Annotated in this window: 26 protein-coding genes; 12 read left to right on the top strand and 14 right to left on the bottom strand. The window is 73.0% G+C overall.

Features of this window, described 5'->3' with window-relative positions:
* Positions 1-8: 8 nt before the first annotated feature.
* Positions 9-674: a glycosyltransferase family 2 protein gene (locus NE234_RS06125; protein ID WP_252777867.1), complete on the bottom strand. Its 666-nt coding sequence runs from the start codon at positions 672-674 to the stop codon at positions 9-11.
* A 93-nt stretch (positions 675-767) separates the two neighbouring features.
* Between NE234_RS06125 and NE234_RS06120 the strand changes: the two genes are divergently transcribed.
* From NE234_RS06120 to NE234_RS06110, 3 genes are read left to right on the top strand one after another with little or no spacing between them, the layout of a single operon-like run.
* On the top strand, positions 768-2,360 hold the full coding sequence (locus NE234_RS06120) for a hypothetical protein (RefSeq protein WP_252777866.1): 1,593 nt from the start codon (positions 768-770) through the stop codon (positions 2,358-2,360).
* Positions 2,354-3,052, top strand: a complete 699-nt coding sequence (locus NE234_RS06115; protein WP_252777865.1) for a response regulator transcription factor — start codon at positions 2,354-2,356, stop codon at positions 3,050-3,052. The genes NE234_RS06120 and NE234_RS06115 overlap by 7 nt, the downstream gene beginning before the upstream one ends.
* The gene (locus NE234_RS06110; RefSeq protein WP_252777864.1) at positions 3,049-4,176 is read left to right on the top strand and encodes a sensor histidine kinase; all 1,128 of its coding nucleotides are present in this window, start codon (positions 3,049-3,051) and stop codon (positions 4,174-4,176) included. Before NE234_RS06115 ends, NE234_RS06110 begins: the two co-directional genes overlap by 4 nt.
* A gap of 118 nt (positions 4,177-4,294) precedes the next feature.
* Here NE234_RS06110 and NE234_RS06105 read toward each other — a convergent pair whose 3' ends face one another.
* Both NE234_RS06105 and NE234_RS06100 read right to left on the bottom strand, forming a co-directional pair.
* Entirely contained in the window at positions 4,295-4,912 is a 618-nt protein-coding gene (locus NE234_RS06105) for a flavodoxin family protein (protein ID WP_252777863.1), read from the bottom strand.
* Positions 4,913-4,953: 41 nt separating this feature from the next.
* A complete protein-coding gene (locus tag NE234_RS06100) occupies positions 4,954-5,967 on the bottom strand; it encodes an aldo/keto reductase (protein ID WP_252777862.1) in 1,014 nt (337 codons plus the stop codon).
* A 99-nt stretch (positions 5,968-6,066) separates the two neighbouring features.
* Between NE234_RS06100 and NE234_RS06095 the strand changes: the two genes are divergently transcribed.
* Complete coding sequence (locus NE234_RS06095; RefSeq protein WP_252777861.1) at positions 6,067-6,810, top strand: TetR/AcrR family transcriptional regulator; 744 nt, start codon at positions 6,067-6,069, stop codon at positions 6,808-6,810.
* A 70-nt stretch (positions 6,811-6,880) separates the two neighbouring features.
* Positions 6,881-7,246: a cupin domain-containing protein gene (locus NE234_RS06090; RefSeq protein WP_252777860.1), complete on the top strand. Its 366-nt coding sequence runs from the start codon at positions 6,881-6,883 to the stop codon at positions 7,244-7,246.
* Positions 7,247-7,254: 8 nt separating this feature from the next.
* Here NE234_RS06090 and NE234_RS06085 read toward each other — a convergent pair whose 3' ends face one another.
* A complete protein-coding gene (locus NE234_RS06085) occupies positions 7,255-8,241 on the bottom strand; it encodes an NAD-dependent epimerase/dehydratase family protein (protein WP_252777859.1) in 987 nt (328 codons plus the stop codon).
* Between the two features lie 268 nt (positions 8,242-8,509).
* Here NE234_RS06085 and NE234_RS06080 point away from each other — a divergent pair, with 268 nt between their 5' ends.
* The 3 genes from NE234_RS06080 (at position 8,510) to NE234_RS06070 (ending at position 11,412) form a co-directional block, all read left to right on the top strand.
* Entirely contained in the window at positions 8,510-9,529 is a 1,020-nt protein-coding gene (locus NE234_RS06080; RefSeq protein WP_252777858.1) for a pectinesterase family protein, read from the top strand.
* A 15-nt stretch (positions 9,530-9,544) separates the two neighbouring features.
* Positions 9,545-10,585 carry an expansin-like protein gene (locus NE234_RS06075; protein ID WP_252777857.1) on the top strand — a complete coding sequence of 347 codons (1,041 nt, stop codon included), beginning with the start codon at positions 9,545-9,547 and terminating at the stop codon, positions 10,583-10,585.
* A gap of 68 nt (positions 10,586-10,653) precedes the next feature.
* The gene (locus NE234_RS06070) at positions 10,654-11,412 is read left to right on the top strand and encodes a phosphodiesterase (RefSeq protein ID WP_252777856.1); all 759 of its coding nucleotides are present in this window, start codon (positions 10,654-10,656) and stop codon (positions 11,410-11,412) included.
* Here NE234_RS06070 and NE234_RS06065 read toward each other — a convergent pair.
* The gene (locus tag NE234_RS06065) at positions 11,391-12,464 is read right to left on the bottom strand and encodes a saccharopine dehydrogenase family protein (protein ID WP_252777855.1); all 1,074 of its coding nucleotides are present in this window, start codon (positions 12,462-12,464) and stop codon (positions 11,391-11,393) included. The two genes, NE234_RS06070 and NE234_RS06065, sit on opposite strands and share 22 nt — an antisense overlap.
* Before the next feature lie 155 nt (positions 12,465-12,619).
* Here NE234_RS06065 and NE234_RS06060 point away from each other — a divergent pair, with 155 nt between their 5' ends.
* Positions 12,620-13,570 (top strand): AraC family transcriptional regulator, encoded by a 951-nt coding sequence (locus tag NE234_RS06060; protein WP_252777854.1) that lies wholly within the window; start codon positions 12,620-12,622, stop codon positions 13,568-13,570.
* On the opposite strand, the gene NE234_RS06055 is transcribed toward NE234_RS06060, so the two are convergent.
* The 4 genes from NE234_RS06055 to NE234_RS06040 all read right to left on the bottom strand — a co-directional run bounded on the left by NE234_RS06055 (position 13,560) and on the right by NE234_RS06040 (position 16,216).
* The gene (locus NE234_RS06055) at positions 13,560-13,982 is read right to left on the bottom strand and encodes a YkvA family protein (RefSeq protein ID WP_252777853.1); all 423 of its coding nucleotides are present in this window, start codon (positions 13,980-13,982) and stop codon (positions 13,560-13,562) included. The two genes, NE234_RS06060 and NE234_RS06055, sit on opposite strands and share 11 nt — an antisense overlap.
* A gap of 117 nt (positions 13,983-14,099) precedes the next feature.
* Positions 14,100-14,732, bottom strand: a complete 633-nt coding sequence (locus tag NE234_RS06050; RefSeq protein ID WP_252777852.1) for an alpha-ketoglutarate-dependent dioxygenase AlkB — start codon at positions 14,730-14,732, stop codon at positions 14,100-14,102.
* A gap of 65 nt (positions 14,733-14,797) precedes the next feature.
* On the bottom strand, positions 14,798-15,310 hold the full coding sequence (locus NE234_RS06045; protein ID WP_252777851.1) for a GNAT family N-acetyltransferase: 513 nt from the start codon (positions 15,308-15,310) through the stop codon (positions 14,798-14,800).
* A 48-nt stretch (positions 15,311-15,358) separates the two neighbouring features.
* Positions 15,359-16,216, bottom strand: coding sequence for an oxidoreductase (locus NE234_RS06040; RefSeq protein ID WP_252777850.1), 858 nt, complete (start codon positions 16,214-16,216; stop codon positions 15,359-15,361).
* A 107-nt stretch (positions 16,217-16,323) separates the two neighbouring features.
* Here NE234_RS06040 and NE234_RS06035 point away from each other — a divergent pair, with 107 nt between their 5' ends.
* Together NE234_RS06035 and NE234_RS06030 are read left to right on the top strand one after the other, a co-directional pair.
* Positions 16,324-17,214 carry a LysR family transcriptional regulator gene (locus tag NE234_RS06035; protein WP_252777849.1) on the top strand — a complete coding sequence of 297 codons (891 nt, stop codon included), beginning with the start codon at positions 16,324-16,326 and terminating at the stop codon, positions 17,212-17,214.
* 76 nt (positions 17,215-17,290) lie between these two features.
* Positions 17,291-17,686 carry a carboxymuconolactone decarboxylase family protein gene (locus NE234_RS06030; protein WP_252777848.1) on the top strand — a complete coding sequence of 132 codons (396 nt, stop codon included), beginning with the start codon at positions 17,291-17,293 and terminating at the stop codon, positions 17,684-17,686.
* A gap of 25 nt (positions 17,687-17,711) precedes the next feature.
* Here the strand turns inward: NE234_RS06030 and NE234_RS06025 are convergent, their stop codons facing one another.
* Positions 17,712-17,879 (bottom strand): hypothetical protein, encoded by a 168-nt coding sequence (locus NE234_RS06025; RefSeq protein WP_252777847.1) that lies wholly within the window; start codon positions 17,877-17,879, stop codon positions 17,712-17,714.
* A gap of 272 nt (positions 17,880-18,151) precedes the next feature.
* Here NE234_RS06025 and NE234_RS06020 point away from each other — a divergent pair, with 272 nt between their 5' ends.
* On the top strand, positions 18,152-19,252 hold the full coding sequence (locus tag NE234_RS06020) for a PP2C family protein-serine/threonine phosphatase (protein WP_252777846.1): 1,101 nt from the start codon (positions 18,152-18,154) through the stop codon (positions 19,250-19,252).
* Positions 19,253-19,313: 61 nt separating this feature from the next.
* Here NE234_RS06020 and NE234_RS06015 read toward each other — a convergent pair whose 3' ends face one another.
* From NE234_RS06015 to NE234_RS06000, 4 genes are all read right to left on the bottom strand, one after another.
* A complete protein-coding gene (locus NE234_RS06015) occupies positions 19,314-19,892 on the bottom strand; it encodes a hypothetical protein (RefSeq protein WP_252777845.1) in 579 nt (192 codons plus the stop codon).
* Between the two features lie 127 nt (positions 19,893-20,019).
* Positions 20,020-21,192 (bottom strand): hypothetical protein, encoded by a 1,173-nt coding sequence (locus NE234_RS06010; RefSeq protein WP_252777844.1) that lies wholly within the window; start codon positions 21,190-21,192, stop codon positions 20,020-20,022.
* Entirely contained in the window at positions 21,189-21,746 is a 558-nt protein-coding gene (locus tag NE234_RS06005; RefSeq protein ID WP_252777843.1) for an RNA polymerase sigma factor, read from the bottom strand. The genes NE234_RS06010 and NE234_RS06005 overlap by 4 nt, the downstream gene beginning before the upstream one ends.
* Positions 21,747-22,009: 263 nt before the next feature.
* Entirely contained in the window at positions 22,010-22,969 is a 960-nt protein-coding gene (locus NE234_RS06000) for a LysR family transcriptional regulator (protein WP_252777842.1), read from the bottom strand.
* Positions 22,970-23,044 lie beyond the last annotated feature (75 nt).

The following is a 23,044-nucleotide window of genomic DNA, read 5'->3' as shown; positions in this document are numbered from 1 at the left end:
GCGGGCGGTCACACCGTCTCCAGGACGCGGCGCATGTCGCGGACGGCCCGGAGCGTGCCCCGTACGGTGCCGGTGACCTTCGACCGGCCCGTACGCGGGTGGTAGGCGACGTCCGTCTCGGCGATCCGCCAGCCCTGGGCGCGGGCGCGCAGCACCATCTCCAGCGGGTACCCGGACCGCCGGTCGGTCAGGTTCAGGTCGAGCAGGCGGGTCCGCCGGGCCGCCCGCATCGGGCCGAGGTCGCGCAGACCCGCGCGGCGCGCGACGAGGGCATTGCCGAGCCGCGCATGCGGTGGCCACGCCCGGAACGAGACCGGCCGCCGCCGCCCCAACACCAGGTCCGCGCCGAGCCGGTCCGCATCCGGATCGGCGCCCGGAAGGCCGGCCGCCAGCAGGCGGACGACCTCGGGCAGGTCGGCCGGGTCGAGGGAGGCGTCGGCATCCATGAAGCAGACGATGTCGGCGGTCGCGGCGAGCAGCCCGGCGTGGCAGGCGGCGCCGAAGCCGCGGCGGGGCTCGTGCACGACGAGCGCCCCGTGGGCTTCGGCGATCTCCGCCGAGCCATCGGTGGAGCCGTTGTCGACGACGATCGGGCGATGGCCCGCGGGCATCCGCGTCAGTACCCACGGGAGGGCGGCGGCCTCGTCGAGGCAGGGCAGTACAACGTCGATCACGTTCGTGACGCTACGCCGGGACCCGCGCCGGAAACCCTTACGGAGTGATGACGTGTACGGCGCATCCCTCCTGGTCAGTCCTAGTGTGGGGACGTGATCAGCTTCAGCGTGCCGGTGAGGTCGCCCGGCCGGAAGAGGCGTCCGGCCGACCCGCCCGACCAGCCGGGCGCGGCTCCCGGAGGGGCCGCCGAAGAGCCGGGCGAGGCCGCCGGCGGGCTCGGCGAAGGACCGGGGCAGGCTGCCGGAGGCGGCGAGCCGGGGCGACCTCCCAGGGGACTCCGTGAGGGAGTGGGGCGGCATGCTCGGACGGCCCTCGCGGCGTGGGCCGGGATCATCCTTGCCGGGTTCGCGGTCGGCGCCGTCCTCCGCGCCGCCGGGTACCTGCCGGTGGACCGGTTCCCGCCGTTGCACGCCTCGCCCCGGCTGCTGCTCGGCCCGCTGCTGCCCGCGGCGGCCCTGGCGCTCGTCGCGGTCGCGGTCCTGCCGGTCGCGGCGCGGCGGCTGCCCTGGGGCGCGCTGCTCGCCGTCGCGTGGCTCGGGTCGGTGCTGTGGGCGGTGGTGCTGCAGCTGCCGGACGGTCTGGCCCGGCCCCTCACCGCGCCGACCGAGTACCTGGCCGGCCTGCCCGCCGTCGGCGACGACCCGCTGCGCTGGCTGCGCGGCTTCGCGCGGGACATGCAGGCGTATCCCACGCACGTGAAGGGCCATCCGCCCCTGCCGACCCTGATCCTGTGGGCGCTCCGGTCCGCGGGTCTGCGGGACGCGGGCTGGGCGGCGGCCCTCGTGATCGTCGCAGGTGGCTCGGCCTCGGCCGCCATCGCGGTCACCGTCCGGAGGCTGGCCGGTGCCGAGACGGCCCGCCGTGCGGTCCCGTTCCTCGTCCTCGCGCCCACGGCCCTGTGGGTCGCCACGAGCGTGGACGCCCTGTTCCTCGGCGTCGCGGCCTGGGCCGTGGCCCTCCTCACCGTCGCCGCCGCGCCGCTCCCCGCGCGGTCCGCTGAGCCACCCGCCGCGCGGTCCGCTGTGCCGTCGTCTGCGGCGTCGTCCGCTGGGGCACTCGCCGGGCGGTGGCGGGTGGTGGCCGCGGCGTTCGCGGGCGGGCTGCTGCTGGGGTCGCTGCCGTACCTGAGTTACGGGCTGCTGCCGGTGTTCGCGCTGCCGCTCGCCGTCCTCCTCCTGACGCGACCGCCTCGCCCGGTCCTGGGCGCGCTGGCCGCGGGGTGCCTGGTCGTTCCGGTCGCCTTCACGCTCGCGGGATTCTCGTGGTTCGCGGGCGTCGCGGGCACGCATGCCGCCTGGGCGGCGGGCGGGGGAGCCCGGGCGCGGCCGTACGCCTACTTCCTGCTCGGGGATCTGTCCGTGCTCGCGCTGCTGATCGGCCCTGCGACCGCGATGGCCCTTCCGGCGGTGCTGGGACGGGTGGTCCCCCTCGCCCGTGCGATGGCCCGCCGGGCGGCCCCGGTCGGCGGTGGACGGCTCGGCCTGCCGGTCGCCGCCGCGCTGATCGGGATGGCCGCGCTCGACCTGTCGGGCGTCACCCGAGGCGAGGTCGAGCGGATCTGGATCCCGTACGCGGCCTGGACGACGATCGCGTGCGCCGTCCACCGCCCGCCGGCCCGTACGCTGCTCCTCGCACAGGCCGTGACCGCGCTGACGGTCCAGGCGCTGGTGAGGTCGCCATGGTGAGATCCGAGACGGGGCGCGTGCTGGTGGTCGACGACGATCCGACCGTCGCCGACGTCGTGTCCCGCTACCTCCTCCGCGACGGGCACGAGGTCGTCTGCGTCGCCGACGGGCTCGCCGCGCTGCGCGCCGCCGAGGAGCGCCCTCCGGACCTCGTCGTCCTCGACCTCATGCTGCCCGGCATCGACGGCCTGGAGGTGTGCCGGCGGCTCCGCGAACGCTGGCCGGTGCCGATCGTCATGCTGACCGCGCTGGGAGAGGAGACCGACCGGCTCATCGGGCTGGAGACAGGCGCCGACGACTACGTCACCAAGCCGTTCAGCCCCCGTGAGCTGGCGCTGCGCGTCAAGTCGGTCCTGCGCCGGGCGCGCGGCGCGCTCGGGCCGACCGGCGGGACGATCACCGACGCCGACCTGACGGTGGACGCGGCCGCGCACGAGGTACGGCTCGGCGGCGCGGAGGTCTCGCTGACGGCGCGGGAGTTCGACCTGCTGGCGTTCCTGATGCGCCATCCCCGGCAGGCGTTCACCCGCGCGGACCTGCTCCGGAACGTCTGGGGCTGGGAGTTCGGGGACTCGTCGACGGTGACGGTCCACGTTCGCCGGCTCCGGGAGAAGATCGAACAAGACCCCACCGCGCCCCGGCGGATCCTCACCGTGTGGGGCGTCGGCTACCGATTCGAGCCGCGAACATGATTCCTTTCAACGCGTTCGTCGAGGTGGTGGCGTACGCCGCCGGTGCCGCGCTGCTCGTCGGCGTGGCCGGGGTCTCGGCGCTGTACGCGCTGCGCGGGCGGTCCATCACCGCCCTGCTCGCCGTGGTGTCGGCCGCGACCGTGCTCGCCACCGTGGCGGGCATCGTGGCGATCACGCTGAAGATGCTGATCAGCGACCACGACCGGTCCGTCGCGCTGACGGTGACCGTGATCGGCGGGCTCGTCGGCCTCGGGGTGTCGCTCCTGCTCGGCCACCGGCTCATCGGCGGCACCCGGTCCCTGCTGGCGTCCGTCCGTACGGCGGGGGAGACCGGCCGGTTCGGACCGCCGGAGCGCCGGCTGCCCGCCGAACTCGCCGAGCTCGGCGCGGAACTGTCCGCCGCCTACGAGCGCCTCGACGCGGCCCGCACCCGCGAACGCGCCCTGGAGACCAGCCGCCGTGAGCTCGTCGCCTGGGTCAGTCACGACCTGCGCACCCCGCTGGCCGGGCTGCGGGCGATGGCGGAGGCGCTGGAGGACGAGGTCGTGGCCGACGAGGTCACCGTCCGGCAGTACCACGCGCAGATGCGGGCGGAGACGGACCGGCTCACCGCGATGGTGGACGACCTGTTCGAGCTGTCCCGGATCCACGCGGGCGCGCTGCGGCTGTCCCGGCAGCGGGTCGGCCTCGGCGACCTGGTGTCGGAGACGGTCGCCGGGACCGAGCCGCTGGCCCGGGCGAAGGGCGTACGGCTGCGCGGGCAGGCCGACGGCGTCCTGCCCGTCGAGGTGGACGCCGCCGAACTCGGCCGCGCCCTGCGCAACCTCGTCGTCAACGCGATCCGGCACACCCCGGAGGACGGCGGTGTGGAGATCGTGGCGGGGGCGGAGGAGGGCATGGCGTACGTCGCGGTGTCCGACGCCTGCGGCGGGATCCCGGACGAGGACCTGCCGCGCCTGTTCGACGTGGCGTTCCGTGGCGAGGCCGCGCGCACGCCCGGCGGCGGGGCCGGGCTCGGCCTGGCCATCGCCCGCGGCATCGTCGAGGCCCACGCGGGGGAGATCGGCGTCTCGAACGCGGGCGCCGGCTGCCGCTTCGTCGTCCGCCTCCCGCTCGGCGTCTGAGCCGCCGGATCCCTCCCGGGTGTCATCCACGGGCGTGGGGTCGGCAGGCAGACCGCGGCCATCGCGGCGGGCCCGGCCCTCACGTGGCGGCGGCCGCCGTCTGCCCCCTTGAAGGACCTCAGCCGGCTGCGGTGTCGGGGATGCCGGTGAGGTCCACGGTGTCCGTGAACCGGCTGGTGTGGGCGGCTACTCGCCGGCCGAGGTGGCGGGCGGTGGCCAGGTCGGCGCCGTGGACGGCTTCGGGACCCTGGTCGTTCCAGGTCTGGGCGCCGGCGCCGAGGTAGAACCCGAGTCGGTTGTGGTCGTGTTCGCTGGCGGTGGTGGTGTTCCAGCCGGGCAGCAGGCCGAGGCTGATCCAGTGCATGCCGTGTTGGGCGGCGAGCATGGAGAAATACTGCAGGGTGTGCAGTTTGTCGCCGCTCATGGAGCCGGAGTTGGTGAATCCGGCGGCGATCTTGTCCTGCCAGGCGCGGGTCATCCATCGGCCGGAGGTGGCTTCGGCGAAGGCGTGGAAGGCACCGGAGGCGCTGCCCATGTAGGTCGGGCTGCCGAAGATGATCGCGTCGCACCCGTCGAGGGTGCGCCAGTCGTCGTCGGTGATGGCGGCGACGTCGACGTCGATCATTTCGACGCGTGTGCCGGGTACTGATGCGGCTCCCTCGGCGACGGCGTTCGCCAGTTCGCGGGTGTGGCCGTAGCCGGAGGTGTAGGCGATGCCGACGGTGATGCTGGACATGATCGTTGTTCCGTTCTCGATGCGCGTGGTGGGTCGTGCGGTCAGTCGGTCGGTCGGCTTTCGCGGGCGTTGGACGTCTCGGTCATGTCGGGGTACCGGTCGCCGGTGACCTGGGCGGCGATGGGTTCGAGACGCGCGAGTTCGTCGGCGGTGAGGGTGAGTCCGAGTGCGGCGAGGTTCTCCTGCAGGCGGTTCGGGTGCCGGGTGCCGGGGATCGGCACGACGGTGAGGCCGTGGGCGGCGCGTCGCTGGTGCAGCCAGGCCAACGCGACCTGTGCGGGGGTGACGCCCCGGTCGGCGGCGATCGTGGTGATGGGGTGCAGGAGCGCTGCGTTGCGTTGGGCGTTCTCGCCGGTGAAGCGGGGGAACCGGGAGCGGACGTCGCCGGCGGTGAACTCGCTCGGCAGGGCGCCGGTGAGGAAGCCGCGCCCGAGGGGGGAGTAGGCGACCACGCCGACACCGAGTTCGGCGGCGACGGGTGCGAGGCTGCGTTCGATGTCGCGGGTGAACAGCGACCATTCCGACTGCACCGCGCTGATCGGGTGGTGGGCGTGGGCTTCGCGCAGTTCGTCGCCGGTGACCTCGGACAGGCCGAGGTGGCGGACCTTGCCGGCCTGGACGAGGTCGCCCATCGTTCCGATGGAGTCGGCCAGCGAGACGGCCGGGTCGCGGCGGTGCATGTAGTACAGGTCGATGACCTCGACGCCCAGCCGCGTCAGGCTGGCGTCGACGGCACGCCGGATGTAGGCGGGGTCGTTGCTGATCGACATCGACCCGTCATCGGCGCGGACGCTGCCGAACTTGGTGGCGATGACGACGTCGTCTCGGTGGGCGCGGACGAACGGTGCGAGGAACCGCTCGTTGTCGCCCCGGCCGTACATGTCGGCGGTGTCGAACAGGGTGACGCCGGCGGACAGGGCGGCGTCGAGGGTCCGGCGGGCCGAGTCGGCGTCGGTGTCGCCGTAGAACTCGCTCATCCCCATGCAGCCCAGCCCTTGCGCGCCGACGACGGGGCCGCCGGAGCCGAGCCGGACGGTCGAGATGGATGGGGCCATGGGTTCTCCTAGCGATTGAGGCGCCGTGGTGACATCGTCAACGCTAAACAGGTAACGACGGTAGTGTCAATGTCAACGGAAACTTGTTACCATCGACATATGCGCAGCGACCCTGGCTCGCCCGAGACGGGCGTGGAACGACGCGACCAGCAGGAGGCGATCCTGAAGGCGGCGGCCGAGCTGTTGGCCGAGCACGGGCCGGCCGGCATCTCGACGCGGGCGGTCGCGACCGCCGCCGGGGTGCAGACACCTGCGCTGTACCGCTTGTTCGGAGACAAGGACGGCCTGCTCGACGCCCTCGGCAGCTACGTGTTCGAGAGCTATCTGGCCGAGAAGCGGGGACTGGAGCCCAGCGAGGATGCGATCGAGGACATCCGGCGCGGCTGGAACATCCACGTCGAGTTCGGGCTGCGCAATCCCGCGTTCTACGCCCTGATGTACGGCAACCTGCGCCCGGGTCGCCGCCCGGCCGCCGCGCAGGAGAACGGCGAGATCCTGCGCCGTCTCCTCGAGCGGGCCCGCGAGCAGGGCCGGCTCCGCGTTCCGGTCGAGACGGCCGCTCGGGCCATTGAGGCGTCGACGACCGGCGCCGTGCTACTGCTGCTGGCGCAGCCCGAGGACGAGCGCGATCCGACCCCGCTCACCGGGCTGCGTGACACCGTCATCGACTCGATCGTCAGTACCGAACCGGCGGCCGACGTCCGAACGGGGATCGCCGACCGGGCTCTGGCGCTGCTGGCCGCCGTCGGGGATGGCCGCGGTGCCGACCCCCTCGTGGACGCCGGATTCAGGGCCACCGAAGCGGCGCTGCTGCGTGATTGGCTGAGCGTCCTGAGCCGATGACGACCCCGATGGCCCTGCGGAGTCGCCGATGGCGCCCCGCTTTGTACCTACTGGTATGTACGATGATCGCATGACGAACCACGCCATCGAGGCCGAGGACGCCCCGCCGGTCACGCGCTCGATCCTGCTCGACCGGTTCCTGCCGGCGCCTCGGAGCACGGGCCGGGTCCAGATCCGGCGCATCACCATCGCGCCCGGCCACGCGGCCGGGCTGCACGTGCACAACGGGCCGGTGTTCGGCAGCGTCGAGACCGGTTCGGTGGTCTACCAGGTCGAGGGCGAGGCGGCCTCCGTCCTCGGGCCCGGAGACGTGTTCTACGAGCCCGAGGGTGTCCGCATCGCCCGTTTCGACGCCCAGGACGAAGGCTTGACGTTCCTCGGGTACTTCCTCGTCGCCGCCGACGAGACACCGGAGATCGAGTTTCCCGACGACTGAGGACGCGCTCAGGAGCGGGTGGCGAACTCCGCCATACCGTCCTCGAAGGGGATCGTGGCGCGGAAGCCGAGCTCCGTACGGGCCCGGTCGGGGGAGGCGACGACGTGGCGGACGTCGCCCAGCCGGTATCCGCCGGTGACGACCGGATCGGGTCCGCCGTACACCTTGGCGAGAGCGCCCGCCATCTCGCCGACCGTGCGCGGCTCACCGCTGGCGATGTTGTACGCCCGCAGCGCACCGGGGTGTGGCCCGGCCGTCTCGAGGGCCAGGAGGTTCGCGCGGGCGACGTCGCGTACGTGGACGAAGTCGCGGCGCTGCCCGCCGTCCTCGAAGACGCGCGGCGCCTCGCCGCGTTCGAGGGCCGAGCGGAAGATCGCGGCGACCCCGGCGTACGGGGTGTCGCGCGGCATCCGCGGCCCGTACACGTTGTGGTACCGCAGCGCCACTACGACGCCGCCGGTCGTCCGGGCCCACGACGCCGCCAGGTGCTCCTGTGCGAGCTTGGAGTCGGCGTAGGCGTTGCGGGGGTCGACGGGCGCGTCCTCCCCGACGGTGCCCGGCGTCAGCGCCGTCCCGCACAGCGGGCAGCGCGGCTCGAACCGTCCCGCCGCCAGGTCCTCCTCGGCGCGCGGGCCGGGCCGCACCCGGCCGTGGGCCGGGCAGTCGTAGGCGCCCTCGCCGTACACGACCATCGACGAGGCGAGCACGAGCCGCCGTACGCCCGCCCCGGCCATCCCGGCGAGCAGGACGGCCGTGCCCAGGACGTTCGTCGAGGCGTAGGCGGGCAGGTCGGAGACGTCGACGCCCAGGCCGACCTTGGCGGCCTGGTGGCAGACCGCGTCCACGCCGATGAGGCACCGCGCGACCGTGGCGGCGTCGCGGACGTCCTCGCCCGACCGCAGGTCGAGCAGGCGCACCTCGTGGCCGTGCTCCTGGAGCGTCTCGACGACGTGAGATCCGATGAACCCGGCGGAGCCGGTCACGAGTACGCGCATGCCCGCACGCTAACCGCGGCCGGGCGGCCGGAGCCGGGATGACGGCGAGCCGTCCGCAATCCGTAAGAACCGCCGTTTCGACGGTGAAACTTTCAGTGCGGAGCCGTCCCCGCAGGGTCGCTCGCCCGGCCGGTGACCTGCGGGGGCGGGCACGGGCCGCCCGGCGGCGGCCACCGGCGCCCGCCACCGCTTTGACGCGGCGTGACGCGCGCCGGAACCTGCTCCTGACCGGGCCCACCCTCGCCCGGTCGGCTCTCGGGAGGCGGGAATGTCCCAGATGCGACGCGTCGGCGCTGTGGGGGTCCTCGCGTCGCTCGCGTTGACGGCGGCCGCGGCGTACGGCGGCCCGGTGTCGGCGGCCACGGTCGTGACCGTGGCCCAGGACGGCAGCGGGAACTTCACCACCGTGCAGGCCGCCGTCAACGCAGCCCCCTCGAACGGCTCCGGCTACGAGATCGACGTCAAGCCGGGCACCTACCGGGGGACGGTCTCGATCCCCTCGGCCAAGACGCACGTCACGCTCAAGGGCACCGGCTCGACCCGCGATCAGGTCGTCATCGTCGAGAACCACGCGGCGAGCACGTACGGCACCCAGGGCAGCGCGACGGTCGCCGTGTCCGCGAACGACTTCCGCGCCGAGAACCTCACCTTCGCCAACGACTACGACGAGGCGAAGAACGGGAGCTCCCAGGCGGTGGCCCTGGACCTGAACGCGGACCGGGCCGTGCTGAACAACGTGCGCGTCCTCGGCAACCAGGACACGCTCCTGCTGTGGACGGCCGGGACGGGCACCGTCGGCCGGTCCTACATCCGCAAGTCCTACGTCGAGGGCGACGTCGACTTCATCTTCGGCCGGGGGACCGCGGTGTTCGACCGGTCGGAGATCCACTCGCTGAGCCGCGGCTCCTCGACCAACAACGGGTACGTCACGGCGGCGGCGACGACCGACACGAACCCGTACGGCTTCCTCTTCTACCGCTCGACGCTGACGAGCAACGCGCCGGCCAAGTCGGTGTACCTGGGCCGGCCCTGGCACCCGTCGGGCGACGTGCACGCGGTGGGTCAGGTGCTGTTCCGCGAGTGCACGCTCGGCGCGCACATCCGGGACGACCCCTGGACCGACATGTCGGGCTTCTCGTGGAAGAGCGCGCGGTTCTCCGAGTACGGGGACACGGGCGCCGGCGCGGCGGTCAACGCGAACCGGCCCCAGCTCACTGCCTCCCAGGCGCCCTCGTACACCCCCAACGCCTACCTGGCCGGCTCGGACGGCTGGAACCCGGTGTTCTGACCCCTGGAGGCCGAGATGCCCCATCGGAACCGCAGGCGGCTGCGCACGCTGCTGCCGGCGCTGAGCGCGCTGACGCTCGCCTGCGCCTCCCCGGCCGGAGCGCGGGCCCTCGCCGCCGACCGGACGCCGACCGGCGCGGCGGTCGTCTCCGGCACCACCGGCGGTGCGGCCGTGGGCGGCTCGGCCGCCTCCGGCGCCACCGGCGGGGCGGCTCCGGCGGCGGACGCCCCCGTCACCGGCAACGCGACCTGGTTCACCGGGCTCGGCTCGCCGTACGGCGGATGCGGGCTGCCGCAGGCGAACCTCGACAGTCAGGACTTCGTCGCCCTCAACGTCTTCAACACGCCGCACGACTACAACGGCTACCCGCGCCCCATCTCGTCGTCGGACGCCGCCCGGATGGGGATCTTCGACAACGGCCACAACTGCGGCCGCTACGTGCAGGTGACGATCGGCGACTACTGCACCGGCGTCAACGACGGAGCGCCGAACCAGCCCTTCTGCCGCAACGGATCCTGGACCGCCGACGCCTACGACGGCGCGACGCTGACCATGCTGGTCGCCGACAGCTGCGCCGACGGGAACGCCTGGTGCCGCGACGACCCGTACCACCTCGACCTGTCCCAGGCATCGCTCAACCGGTTCGTCAAGAACGGCGCCCCGGTCGGCGACATGTACCCGAACCACTGGAACAACCGGCACATCGGCTGGCAGTTCGTGCCCGCGCCCGGCTACACCGGCGACATCAAGATCGGATTCCTGCAGAACGCCCAGGTCTGGTGGCCCGTCATCGCCGTCTCCCACCTGCCGAACGGCATCCACGGCGTGCAGTACTACGACGGGACCTCGTGGAAGAACGCCACCATGGACGGCGACATGGGCCAGGCGTACGTCATCGCCCCGACCACGACCGGCGGCCGCGACTACCGCATCCGGGTCGTCGACGCGTCGGACGCCCTGATCGGCGGCGGCCGCGTCTACTCCTTCTCGCTGCCGTGCGCGAACACCTGCGGCCCGGCGTACACGGGCGTGAGCTACACGACCAGCGGCGGCTGACTGGTCGGTGGCTTCCGGGGCGGAGTGGACCTTAACCCGTCTCCGCCCCACCTCGTAGGTTCCACCGTGTGATCGTCTTCGCGCACCTCAGTGACACGCACCTGGACGGCGGGCCGCGCGCCGCCGCGCGGACACGGGCCGTCCTGGCCCATCTCGACCGGCTGCCGTACGACCTGGACGCCGTGCTGGTCACCGGGGACATCGCCGACCACGGGCTGCCCGCCGAGTACGAGGAGGCGCGGGGTCTCCTGGCCTCCCGCCACCCGGTGCTCGTCTGTCCGGGCAACCACGACGTACGCGCGCCGTTCCGCGCGGTGCTGCTCGACGAGCCGGGCGGCGACGGGCCGGTCAACCGGGTGCACCGCACACCGGGCGCGGTGTTCGCGCTGTGCGACTCGTCGATCCCGGGGCGGGACGACGGCCGCCTCGACGAGGAGACCCTGGCCTGGCTGGAGACGGTGCTCGCCGAGACGCCGCCGGCGACGCCCGTGCTGGTCGCGTTCCACCATCCGCCCGTCGTGCTGCACGTCCCGTACGTCGACGGGATCCGGCAGTTCGGCGAGGAGCGGCTCGCCGCGCTCCTCGCCCGCCACCCGAACGTCGCCGCCGTCGTCTGCGGCCACGCCCACACCCCGGCGGCGACGACGTTCGCGGGCCGGCCGCTGCTGGTCGCGCCGGGGGTCGTCTCCACGATCCGGCTGCCCTGGGAGACGGGCACGGCGGGCACGGACGGCCTCGTCGACCACGAGATCCCGCCGGCGTTCGCCTTCCACGTCCTGGACGACGAGGGGCGCCTGACGACGCACTACCGCGTCGTCGTCCCCTGACCCGGCGCCGGCGAGACCTGCCAGGCGACGCCGTAGGGCACGAGGAAGTCGAGGAAGTCCGCCGGGTCGAACGCCTGGGCGGGCGTCAGCGCTCCCACCCGTCCCCGGCCGGCGGTGCCGGCGCGTCCCTCACCGGAGGCGAGCCGCCGCGCGCCTTCGACGGCGATGACCGCGGTGAGACCGTACGGGTCGGGGCCGGTGACCCAGCCCTCGGCGCGGCCGCCCGCCCCGTCCTCGGCCCGGACCGTCATCAGCCACCGCCCGGCGCGCCGGGTCTCGTCGTCCAGGACCTCCGGGACGCTCTCCACGAGGTCCGGCGTCAGGCTCTGGAAGAGCGCCGCCACGTCGGCCCGGATGACGCTCCGGACCCGGCGTGCGCGCACGTGACGCGGCACGGTGGCCACACCCGGCAGCGGGAACGGCGCGACCGGCACCTCCTCCGAGCCGGGCACGCCGAGCGACGCGGGGCCCTGGCCGTCGGCGGGGACCAGCGAGCCGTCCACGTGGTCGAGCGGTCCGTCGGCGAACGCCGTCGCCATGGTCCGGGCCGTGCCGCGCGAGGCCCCGCCGGGCCGCCGCAGGTCCGCGACGACCAGCTCCTCCACCTCCGGCAGCCGCTGCGCGGTCAGGTGCGCGATGAGGTCGCCGGGCCCGCCGTCGTCGGCCAGGCCCGGAACGACCGCCACGCCGGCGCGTGCGGCCTCGGCGTCGTAGGTGTCCAGGATCCGCCTGATGTAGCGCTGTTCGCCGGAGGTGTCGACGTAGGGCCGGCCCGCTGCGATGGCGGCGCGCAGGACCGGCCCGCCCCATGACGTGAACGGCCCGGCGCAGTTGACCACGGCGTCGCAGTCGGCGAACGCGCCGACGAGGGCGTCCGGTGCGTCCAGGGCCGCGAGGCGGACCTCGGCGTCCGCCGCCCCGGACTCCACCGCCGCCGTGCGCAGCCGGTCCTCGTTCCGGCCGACCAGGACCGGGGTCATCCCGCGGCGGCGCACCTCGGCCACGCTGAGCCGGCCGGTGAATCCGCTCGCCCCGTACACGGCGATCCTCATCTCGTCCTCCCCGAGATCCACGGCGGGTCACGGCACGTCCGCGACCTCCGCCGGGAACCGACGGTAGGACTCGCGAGAAGGCCGTCCCATGCCCGTACGTCCGGCATCCATATCCGATCGTCTCGCCGGAGCCGGTCGGAGGGTACGGTCGGTGCATGGACGTGCTGAGCGACGCCGTGGCGGTGATGCGCACCGGGCGGCCGCACTCGTCGCGTACGTGCCTGCGCCCGCCGTGGGGGATCCGGTTCCGGCCGCAGGAGGGCGCCGGGTTCCACGTCATCCTCAAGGGCTCCTGCTGGCTGATCCCCGCGCGCGGTGAGCCGATGCTCCTGGGCGTCGGCGACGTCGTCCTCCTGCCGCGCGAGCTCGGTCACGGGATCGCCGACACACCGTCGCGGACGCTGACCGACGTCCGCCTCACCTACGACGACCTGGCGAACGGCCGCGTCGCCCTGCCCGTCGAAGCGGACGGCACGGGCGCGCAGACCGAGATGCTGTGCGGGGCCTACCGCCTGGACCAGTCGCGCCCCCACCCGCTGCTGACCGAGCTCCCCGACGTCGTCCACCTGCCGGCCCGCGTCGGCGCGCACCCCGCGCTGCGCGGCGCGATCGAACTGCTCGGCCACGAGCTCAGCGCCCGGCCGCGGCCCGGCAGGGACGCCGCCCTCACCGGCCTGCTCGACCTGCTGCTGCTGTACATGCTGCGCGCGTTCTACGAGGATCGGTCCGACGACGCCGGCACCGGCTGGGCCGCCGCGCTCCGCGACCCCGCCGTCGCGGCCGCGCTGCGGGCCGTCCACGACGACCCGGCCCGGCCCTGGACGGTCGAGTCGCTCGCCGCCGAGGGCGGGCTGTCCAGGGCGGCCTTCGCCCGGCGTTTCACGGGCACGGTCGGCTCGCCGCCGCTGGCCTACCTCACGTGGTGGCGCATGACGATCGCGGCGAGACTGTTGCGCGACACCGATCTTCCACTGCGCGCGGTCGCGCAGCGCACCGGCTACACCTCCGAGTTCGCCTTCGCGCGGGCGTTCAAGCGCGAGTTCGCGACCGCGCCCGGGCGGTACCGCGCGGGCACGCCGGACGCCCGCCCCGCGCTCACTGGGTGAGCGTGCTCCGGCGCTTGCGGGAGACCTCCTGGCCGATCGCGAACAGCAGCCAGGTGAACGCGGTCGCGTCGTCGACGATGCCGACGGGCAGGAACACGTCCGGGATCAGGTCGACGGGGGAGAGGATGTAGACGACGACGGCGATCATCGCGATGATCTTGCCCTTGCTCGTCCGGTACACCCGGTCCTGCACCTGCGCCTGCACGCCGTCCCGGACGACGCGGGCGGGTGCGCGCCGCCCGGCGACCCGGGGGCGGCGGCGCAGCCGCAGGATCCCGGCGACGAGCAGGACGCCGCCGACCGCCATCCCGACGACGCCGAGCGTGCGGACGTCGAGTGCCCCGATGTCACCCCCGACGGCGAAGGTCAGAATCGCGCCGGCGAAGAGGACGAGGGCGCCGAACCAGGCCATTGCTCCTCCGATGGGTCGGGGACACCAGCGAGTATCTCCCGCTTTCGCCCGCCTATTCGGGCCACGGGCAGCCGAGGCTCGGCGGGCGTCGTACGGGAGTCGGACGTCGTACGGGCGTCAGCGGACCCCTCGCGGACGGAACTGGATGCTGATGCGGGGGCCGCAGGGCCGGGCGGTCTTCGGCACGGCGTGCTCCCAGGTGCGCTGGCAGCTGCCGCCCATCACGATGAGGTCGCCGTGGCCGAGCTCGAACCGCAGGGTCCCGCCGCCACCGCCGCGCGGGCGCAGCGTGAGCGCGCGCGGCGCGCCGACCGACACGATCGCCACCATCGTGTCCTGCGTGCTGCCGCGCCCGATGGTGTCGCCGTGCCAGGCCACGCTGTCGCGGCCGTCGCGGTAGAAGCACAGGCCGGCCGTGCGGAAGGGCTCACCGAGCTCGGCCGCGTAGTGCGCGTTGAGCGACCGCCGCGCGTCGTCGAGCGCCGGATCGGGCAGCGTCTCGTCCTCGTCGTAGAACTTCAGCAGGCGGGGCACGTCGACCACCCGGTCGTACATGTGCCGTCGCTCGGCGTGCCAGGGCACGGTGTCCCGGAGCCGCTCGAAGAGCGTGTCGGCCCCGGTGACCCAGCTGCGGCGCACGTCGATCCAGGCTCCGCGGTCGAGCGGCGTCCGGCGCACCGACGGGCCGAGCGGGCGGAACCCGATCTCGTCCTCGGAGTCCAGCAGCGACGCCTGGAAAGCGCTGGTCATACCAGGAGTCTACGCGCCGGATTCAAACGCATGTTCGATCATGGCCTCGGCTCGCAGTGCCGGGGTCAGAGCTCCAGCCGCCAGTCGTTGCAGCGCATCAGGTGCCCCGGCGGGTACTCGAAGTCGCACGCCCCCAGCAGCGTGAAGCCGAGCTTCCGGCAGATCGCGTTGGACGCGGGGTGATCGACGGACGGGTACGCGTGCAGGTACCGATGCCGGCGCCGCGCGCGGGCCCGCTCGACGACGAGCCGCCCCGCGGCGGTCGCCACGCCCCGCCCGCTGAACTCCGGCAGGATGCACCATCCCGTCTCGTAGACGGTCTCGCCCCGCCACTCGCGCTCCCAGTAGCCGATGTTGCCCACGGCCTCCCGCTCGGGCAGCACGACGATGCGGAACATCGCCTCGGGGCCCAGGTCCCGCGCTTCGAGGTAGCGCCGGTGCCGGTCGAGCACCTTCTCCTCACTCTCCGGCCCACCGAGATGCTCCATCATCTCCGGCGCGTTGATGCGCCGGAGCAGCTCGAGATCCCCCTCGCCCCACGGCTCGATCACGACGTCCGACGCGCTGCTGCCCGCCATGCCACCCCTTCCAGCGACCGGCGCCCACCGTAGCGGAGGCCACCGACATCAGGAGTCGAAGTCGGTGCCGCGCGAGACGGCCTCCCACTCCGTCAGCTCCCGCCGGATGCCGTCGGCGTGCGCGACGAGCGCGTCGACGGCGTCGTTGCCCAGGGGCAGCCGCAGCGGCGTCTTCTCCGCGTCCAGCGCGGTGAGGATGGCGGCGGCGGCCTTGGCCGGGTCGCCGGGCTGACCGCCGTGGGCGCCCTCCGCCATGGCGCGGGTGTTGCCCACCGTCTGGGCGTAGGCGTCCATCGCCGCCGACTGATGCAGCGCGCCGCCGAACAGGCCCGTACGGAACGCGCCCGGCTCGACGATCAGCACTTTGATCCCGTACGGCGCGACCTCCTCGGCCAGTGCCTCGGACATGCCCTCCAGGGCGAACTTGGTCGCCGAGTACGCCCCGAACCCGGCGAACGACAACTGGCCGCCCATCGAGCTCATCTGCACGATCGCGCCGGAACGCCGCTCGCGCATGTGCGGCAGCACCGCGCGGACCAGCGCCGCCGGGCCGAAGAAGTGCACGTCCATCAGGTCGCGGAACTCCCGGTCGGTGGTCTCCTCGACCGCGCCGATCTGGCTGTGCCCGGCGTTGTTGACCAGGACGTCGATCCGGCCGTACCAGAGCATCACCTCCGCGACGACGGCGGACACCCGCGCCGTGTCGGTGACGTCCAACGGGACGGCGCTCACCCGGTCCGGGTGGGCGGCGACCAGGTCGTCGAGCGACTCCGGCTTGCGGGCGGTGGCCACCACGGTGTCGCCGGCGGCCAGCGCCGCCTCCGCGATCGCCCGGCCGAAGCCGGAGGACGCCCCCGTGATCAGCCAGACCCTGCCGCTCGCCGTACGCGTGCTCTCAGTGCTCATCTCACGAACTCCTGTCGAAGGGGAATGGCTCCATTCAGCCAGCGGAGGGCGTACGGCGTCCAAGACAGAAGATCACTCAAGCCATAAAGGTCGCTTATGATCCCAGCGTGGAGCTGCGCCAGTTGCGGTACCTCGTCGTGATCGACGACGAGGGGAACCTCGGCCGAGCCGCCGAGCGGCTGTACGTGAGCCAGCCCGCGCTCTCGTACGCCCTCAAGAACCTGGAGGCGGAGTTCGGCGTGCGGCTGTTCGACCGGCACGCCGGAGGCGTCACCGCGACCGCCGCCGGACGCGACGTCCTCGCCGAGGCCCGGCGTACGCTCCAGCAGGCCGACCGCGTCACCGCCGCCGCCGAACGCCACCGCCGGAGCGCGACGGGCGTGCTGCGGGTCGGGTTCGAGGCCAGCGGCGCGGGCGAGCTGACGACGCGCGCCCGCGCGGAGTTCGCCCGCCGGCACCCGGGCGTACGGGTCGAGCCCAAGCGGTTCGACTGGGGCGAGGAGGCGGCGGCGCTGCGCGACGGCCGGGTGGACGTGGCCTTCGTGTGGCTGCCCGCGGACCTGGCGGGAATGCGGAGCGAGGTCGTGCACACCGAGCCGAGGATCGTCGGCCTGCCCGCCGGTCACCCGCTGGCGGGCCGTACGGGACTGTCGATCCTCGACGTCAAGGACGAGCCCCTGATGTGGACCGAACGCGCGCCCCGCGCGTGGGTCGACTGGTGGGCGGTCAACCCCCGGCCGGACGGCTCGCCCCCACGGTGGGGCCCGACCAACGACAACGTCGAGGAGATGCTGGAACAGGTCGCCGAGGGAGCGGCGATCTGCTTCGCGCCCGCGAGCATGGCGCGCTACTACGCGCGTCCCGACCTGGCCTGGGTTCCGCTCACCGACGTGGAGCCGCTCCGGGTCGTCCTGGCCTGGCCCGAGGGCACGGAGAACCCTCTGGTCCACGGCTTCGCCGGCGTCGTACGCGAGCTGGCCGCTCCCGGTTTGCGTTAGAGCGCGCTCCAACTCCTACCGTCATGGACATGCCGGACGGAACCGGCCGATCACGACCGAAGACCAGGGAGTCATCATGACCCGCGAAGAGAAGTACGAGCACGGCCTGAACGTCCTGCGCCAGATCGACGGCGAGGCCGGGCAGAAGGTCGTCGACTCCCTCGCCGACATCTCGCCGGAGCTCGGCCACCAGATCGTCGCCTGGGGATTCGGCGAGATCTACGCCCGTCCGGGCCTGGCCCCGCGCGACCGGCAGCTGGTGACGATCGGCATGCTCACCGCGCTCGGCGGAGCGGAGCCGCAGCTCGAAGTGCACATCAACGCCGCGCTGAACGTCGGCCTGACCCCGCAGGAGATCATCGAGGCCCTGCTCCACTCGGCCGGCTACTGCGGCTTCCCGCGAGCCCTGAACGCGACCTTCGTCGCCAAGAAGGTCTTCGCCGAACGCGGCCTGCTCCCCGTCGAGATGTGAGGCCGAGGCCGGGCGTCCTCCCGGCTCAGCGGCGGCGCAGCCACTGGGCGGGATGGACCACCGGTCGCACGCCCACGCGATGCGAGCCCGCCTCGGCGGCCTTCGCCGCCGAGGCGGTCGTCGGCCGGGCGGGAGCGAACGCGGTCGCGATCGCCACGGCGATGCCCACGATGCCCATCGCTGCGATCAGCACCGGCAACCTACGGCGACTCTTCATCCTCACCGGCTCTCTCCCCGAGTACGAAGCGCATCGAGCGCTCCTGGCCCTTCACCTGACAGTGATGATGCTTGACGAGCCCTCGAAGTTCTCCCGAATCGGCGATTTTCGGGGATTCGTCTTCAGGGGACACCACCGCCCGTATCGGCCGGCCAAGCGACGCCCGCCCCGAAGACGCAAGGACGGATCGGGTCCAGGTATCGTGCCTGACCAGGGAATTTGCGGGCTGGGAAGCGCCTGGGGGAGGCATGAAGCACGTCCGCGTCCACCTCGTCACGGTCCTTGCGTGTGCGCCGGCGGTGATGATCGTCGGAGGTGCGGCGGCCGATCTGTTCGGCCCGGAACCATATATCGGTCTGCCGTTCCTTGCGGCGGCGCCGCTCGTCGCCACGCTCGTGCTCCGATGGCGGACGAGCATGGTCATCGTCGCGGTGGCCGGTGTCGTCGCCGTGGCAGTCGATCTCTATCTGCGCCGGACGGCGTCGGCGCTGCTGGTCGACCTGGCCATCGTCATCTTGGTCAGCGTCATCGGACTGTGGGGCAAATGGCTGACGGATCGGCAGGCTCGGCACCTGGCGGTCACCCGGGACATCGCCGAGGCGGCGCAACGGGCCGTGCTGCCTGATCCACCGACCCGGCTGGGCTCGCTGCAGATCGCCGCCCGATACGAAGCGGCGCAGGCGGAGGCTCGGGTCGGCGGCGACCTCTACGCGATCCGGGACACGGAGTTCGGGATCCGGGCGATCATCGGCGACGTCCGCGGCAAGGGACTGCAGGCGGTGTCCACCGTCTGCCTGGTCGTCGGCGCCTTCCGTCACGAAGCCGGGCAGGCGGCGACGCTGGCGGAACTCGCCGATCGGCTGAACGACGCCATCACCCGGGAAAAGGACCCCGGCAACCTGGACCACGCCGAGAGCTTCGTCACCGCTCTGCTCGTCGAGATTCGGCCGGGCGCCACCGAGGCGTCCCTGCTCAGTCGGGGCCATACCGCTCCGTACCTCCTGAACGACGGCCATGTGGCCATGGTGGAGCCGAAGACGCCCGGCCTTCCCCTCGGTATGGACCTGCCGACGGTGGACGGCACGACCAGGCCCGACACGGTCGACTTGCCGCTGGACGCCACGCTGCTGCTGGTGACCGACGGGATCACCGAGGCCCGTGACCGGAACGGAACCTTCTACGACCCCAGGGTGGCGCTCGCCCACATCCGGCCCTCCACTCCCCGCGAGCTGGTCGACGCGCTGACACGCAGTGTCACGTACTGGACCGGCGGACGACGTCAGGACGACATCGCGGTGCTCGCGCTGAAGCCCGCACCTCGGACTCCGGAGCTCCTCGGCCGCGGGTGACCTCGCATGGTCGATCCGCCCCGGTAGGGCGGCGACGTCCGCGACGTCACTCGGGGTGAGGTCAGTACCGGACGCTGCCGAGCGGGCTGTTGAAGCTGAAGTGACGCCCCGCCCAGCCGGCCTCCGCCTCGATCCGCCCGTGCGCGAGCGCGGGCACCGCCTTCGTGGAGAGGACACCGCCGGTGGAGACGTCCACGTCGTTCTCGGCCACCTTCCAGCGGTCGGTGGGCGTATCGGCGTAGGTGGCGACCCGGACATCGGTGCCGTACGCCCCTCGGTGCCTCCCGTCCTTCGTCACCTCGGCCCACACGGTGCCGCAGGTGGCGGACCGCAGGACGATGAGGGTGCCTCCGCGTTCCCCCTTCGGCGCACCCAGGTCACCGACGACGGGGAACCGTCGCAATACCGTGCCGTGGTACTTCCCGTGCTCTGCCGCGCAGCGCCGCGTGTTCCCGGCGGATGGCAGCGGCGTGGCGGTCGCCGCGGAGGGGAGCTCCTTGACGGCCGCCGAGGGGATCGGCGCCTGCGCGGTCATCCTGGCGGCGATGTGGATCGTGGCGGCCGGGGCCGAGGCGGAAGGCCCGGGGGCGGTCACGACGGCGGCGGCACCTCCCACGACGCCCACCGCGGCGATCAGCACACGCGACTTCCGTCGGAACCTGCTCTGCATCGGCCTCTCTCCGGGTTCGGCTGAGCGCGACGAGCACTCGTGATCATCGACCTCATGAGAAGAGATGCTCGCCGCGCCGCCGAAGTTGGCCGAACGGTCAGGAACCGGGTCGGGCACCGATCTTGTCGACCCAGCCCTGATGTTCGAAGGACCGGTACATCCCGCCACCGTCCGCAGGGCCGCCCGGCCCCGCGGGCTGCACCTCCTGGTAGTCGAGGAGCTCGGCGGTGTTCGGGTCGACGGTCAGCCGGACATCGGTGCGGTCCGTGGCGATGACGACGCCCGGCCGGCCCTCCCGGTCCGTGACGCGGCCGGTGATGTGGACGGACGGGCTGTCCGCGAGGACCCGGTACAGCGCCGCGCGCGTCCCCGGGGTCGTCGGCGCCATGAACAGGTCCCACGCGCTGACGAAGACGTACTCGCCGAAGTCGGCGGGGGCGGTGTAGCCGTGCGCGCCGTGACTCCGGTCCTCCTTCCAGAGCCTTCGCAGGTAGGTCTCCAGGCCGCTCTTCGTCGCGGGCAGCCGGGGTATGGTCCGCCACTCGATCTCATGCGAACCGATATCGGGATTGACCAGGTGAGAACCCTTCTCGTACGTGACGGTGAAGGGTTTCGTCCGCGTCGTTCCGCCGTTGACCTCCAGCGGCGGTGAGCCCGCCGCCCGCCACGCCGCCTCGTCCTTCTTGGACGGGAACGTGACGCGGACGTCGAGCGGCAGACGCGTACGGAACCGCATCGTCGCCGTGCCCGGCTGAACGCACTCCCAGTCCTCCATCGTGCTCGCCGTCTCAGCGCGGTAGGCGGGCCCGGTGTACGGCTTGACGGATCGCGGGAGGTGGCTCGGCTGGGGCTTGGCCCCGGCCGGATCACCGCGTTCGACGTCGAGCCACATGCGGGTCCGGCTGTACCAGCAGGTGCCGTGCGTGGCAGGCTGCTTGGCTGCCGTCTCCGCGCTGGCCAGCAGGAACGTGCGTGCGTCGAGGGTCCCGTGGGACGGCTTCGGGCCGTTCCCCGTGGCCTCGCCGGAGCGGTCCTTCCCGGGCAGCGACGAGGAGGCCACCACGAGCGCTGCCGCCGCCACCGCCGCTCCGGCGACGACGGCCAGCCGGCGTCTCGGCCGTGCCGGGGCCAGACGCGCCGTACGGACGTCCTCTCCGTCGGCGCGGACGAGGCGAGGGTCGCGGCGTCGTTCGTACGCGGCGTCGGCGAGCCGATCGACCGCCACCGGCCGCAGCGCCGTGATGGTGCGGTCGAGATCGTCGTTGTTCACAGCTTCTCCCGGATGGGTCGAGGGCGCGGTGCCGGGCCGGGCGTCTCCGCCCCGGTCTCCTGGGACGGGCCGAGCGCCCTGGCCAGACGGCGGCGGCCCCGGTACAGCCGTACGGTGAAGGCGGCACGCGTGCAGCCGACGGCGCGAGCGGCCTCGGCGGGGGTGAGGCCGTGCCAGGCGACCAGCGTGATGGCCTCGGCCTCCTTGGGGGACAGGTCGCGCAGGGCGGCCAGCGCCTGGTCCCGCGCCACCACGTGGTCGGCGACGTCCCAGGCCAGCAGGTCGGCGTCGGTGGTCAGGCCGGTGAGCCGGTCGACGAGGCCGCGATCCTTGCCTGCCGCCCCGTACGAGCGGCGCGCGAGGTTCCGGGCCACGCCGAGCAGCCACGGCAGCGCCCGTTCGGGAACGTCATCGATCTTGCGCCACGCGACGGCGAAGACCTCGCCGGTGACGTCCTCCGCCGCGTCGGGTGAGACCCGCAGCACGACGTAGCCGAAGACGTTGCGGTAATACGCCTCGTAGAGGCGGGTGAATCGTGCTTCCCGTTCGTCCACGCCACCTCCTCTCTTTCGCATTCGTTCGAGCCGGTACGGCTAGAAGTCGCGAAAGAGGCCGCCGGATAACGCGCGGTTCCGGATTTTTCCGGCGGCAACGAGCCGCCGCTGGGCCAGGACGTACCGGTCAGGACGAGCGCGTCGACTCGGCGGTCGGGAAGCGCACGGGCGCAGCACACCGGCCTCGGCCCAGGCGCCACCGAACTCCGCGCCGAGGCCCGGCGCCTGTCATCACCCGACCGTTGCGGTATGCGGCTCACTTGCTAGTCGCCGATCAGGTGCGCGAGTTCCGCGTGGTCGGTGTCCGGAAGCCAGTCACTCTCCGGTGCGTAGTCCAGCCAGCGCCGGGCACGGCCCGCTTCGGCGAAGCCGTGCAGGAGAGTGTCCAGGCTCGGATGGCGGTGGGACGCGCGCCACGCGAGCGACCACGCGTACAACGGGGTCGGCGCGACGAGCGGGATCGAGCGCAGATCCGCGTGGTCGGGCAGTGGCGCGTCGCTGGGAAAGAGCGTGAAACATGTCGGATCAGTGCGAATGTGCTGGACGAGGTGGTCTGGGCCCAGGTTGGGGCCGTCCCGACGACGCGTGATCCCGAACTCGTCGGCGAAGCGCCGCAGGAAGTCGAGGCGGGCGAGCTCCGCCGGGCACCACAGGGTGCTCTCGCGTAGGTCGGCCGGGCGCAGTTCGTCCGCGTCGGCCTGCGGGTGGGAAGCGCTGACGACTGCGTCGACGGGCTCGAGGCGAACGAGCCGCTGAGCGATGCCAGCGCCACGGGCACCGGACAGCGGGTGTACCCGGCCGAAACCCAGGTCGGTGTCGCCGCGCAGCAGCGCTTCGGCGGCCGACGGCCAGTCACGTGCCGGGCCGGGCTCCAGGCGTATCGTGCCGAGCGCCTCCACCACCTGCGCGACGGTGCGCATCGGCGCGTAGAGATGGCCCCACACGTCGAGACGTACGACCTGGTCGGCGCCCAGCACCGCCGCGACCGCGCGGTCACCCGCCGCGAGGGCCTCGCGCGCGGCCGGCGCGAATCGCTCACCGGCCTCGGTCAACCGCGTGCCGCCCTCCCGCTCGAACAGGCGGACACCGAGCAGTGCCTCCAGACGCGCGATGCGTTTCGACAGCGCCTGCTGGCTGGTGTTCAGCTGGTCGGCGGCGCGCCCGAAGTGCAGCGTCTCGGCGGTCGCGACGAACGCGCGGACCAGGACGAGGTCGAGATCCATGCCGCTGACCGTATGCGACAACCCGGCGTTGTCGGCGTGGTGGCTCTGTTGTTGGCCTGGCCGCCGCCGCACCCG

The organism is Actinoallomurus rhizosphaericola, assembly GCF_024055675.1.
In the GTDB taxonomy this organism is placed as follows: Bacteria; Actinomycetota; Actinomycetes; order Streptosporangiales; family Streptosporangiaceae; genus Actinoallomurus; species Actinoallomurus soli.
The sequence above is the reverse complement of the archived record's forward strand: the minus strand, read 5'-3'. Positions and strand labels throughout refer to the sequence as shown.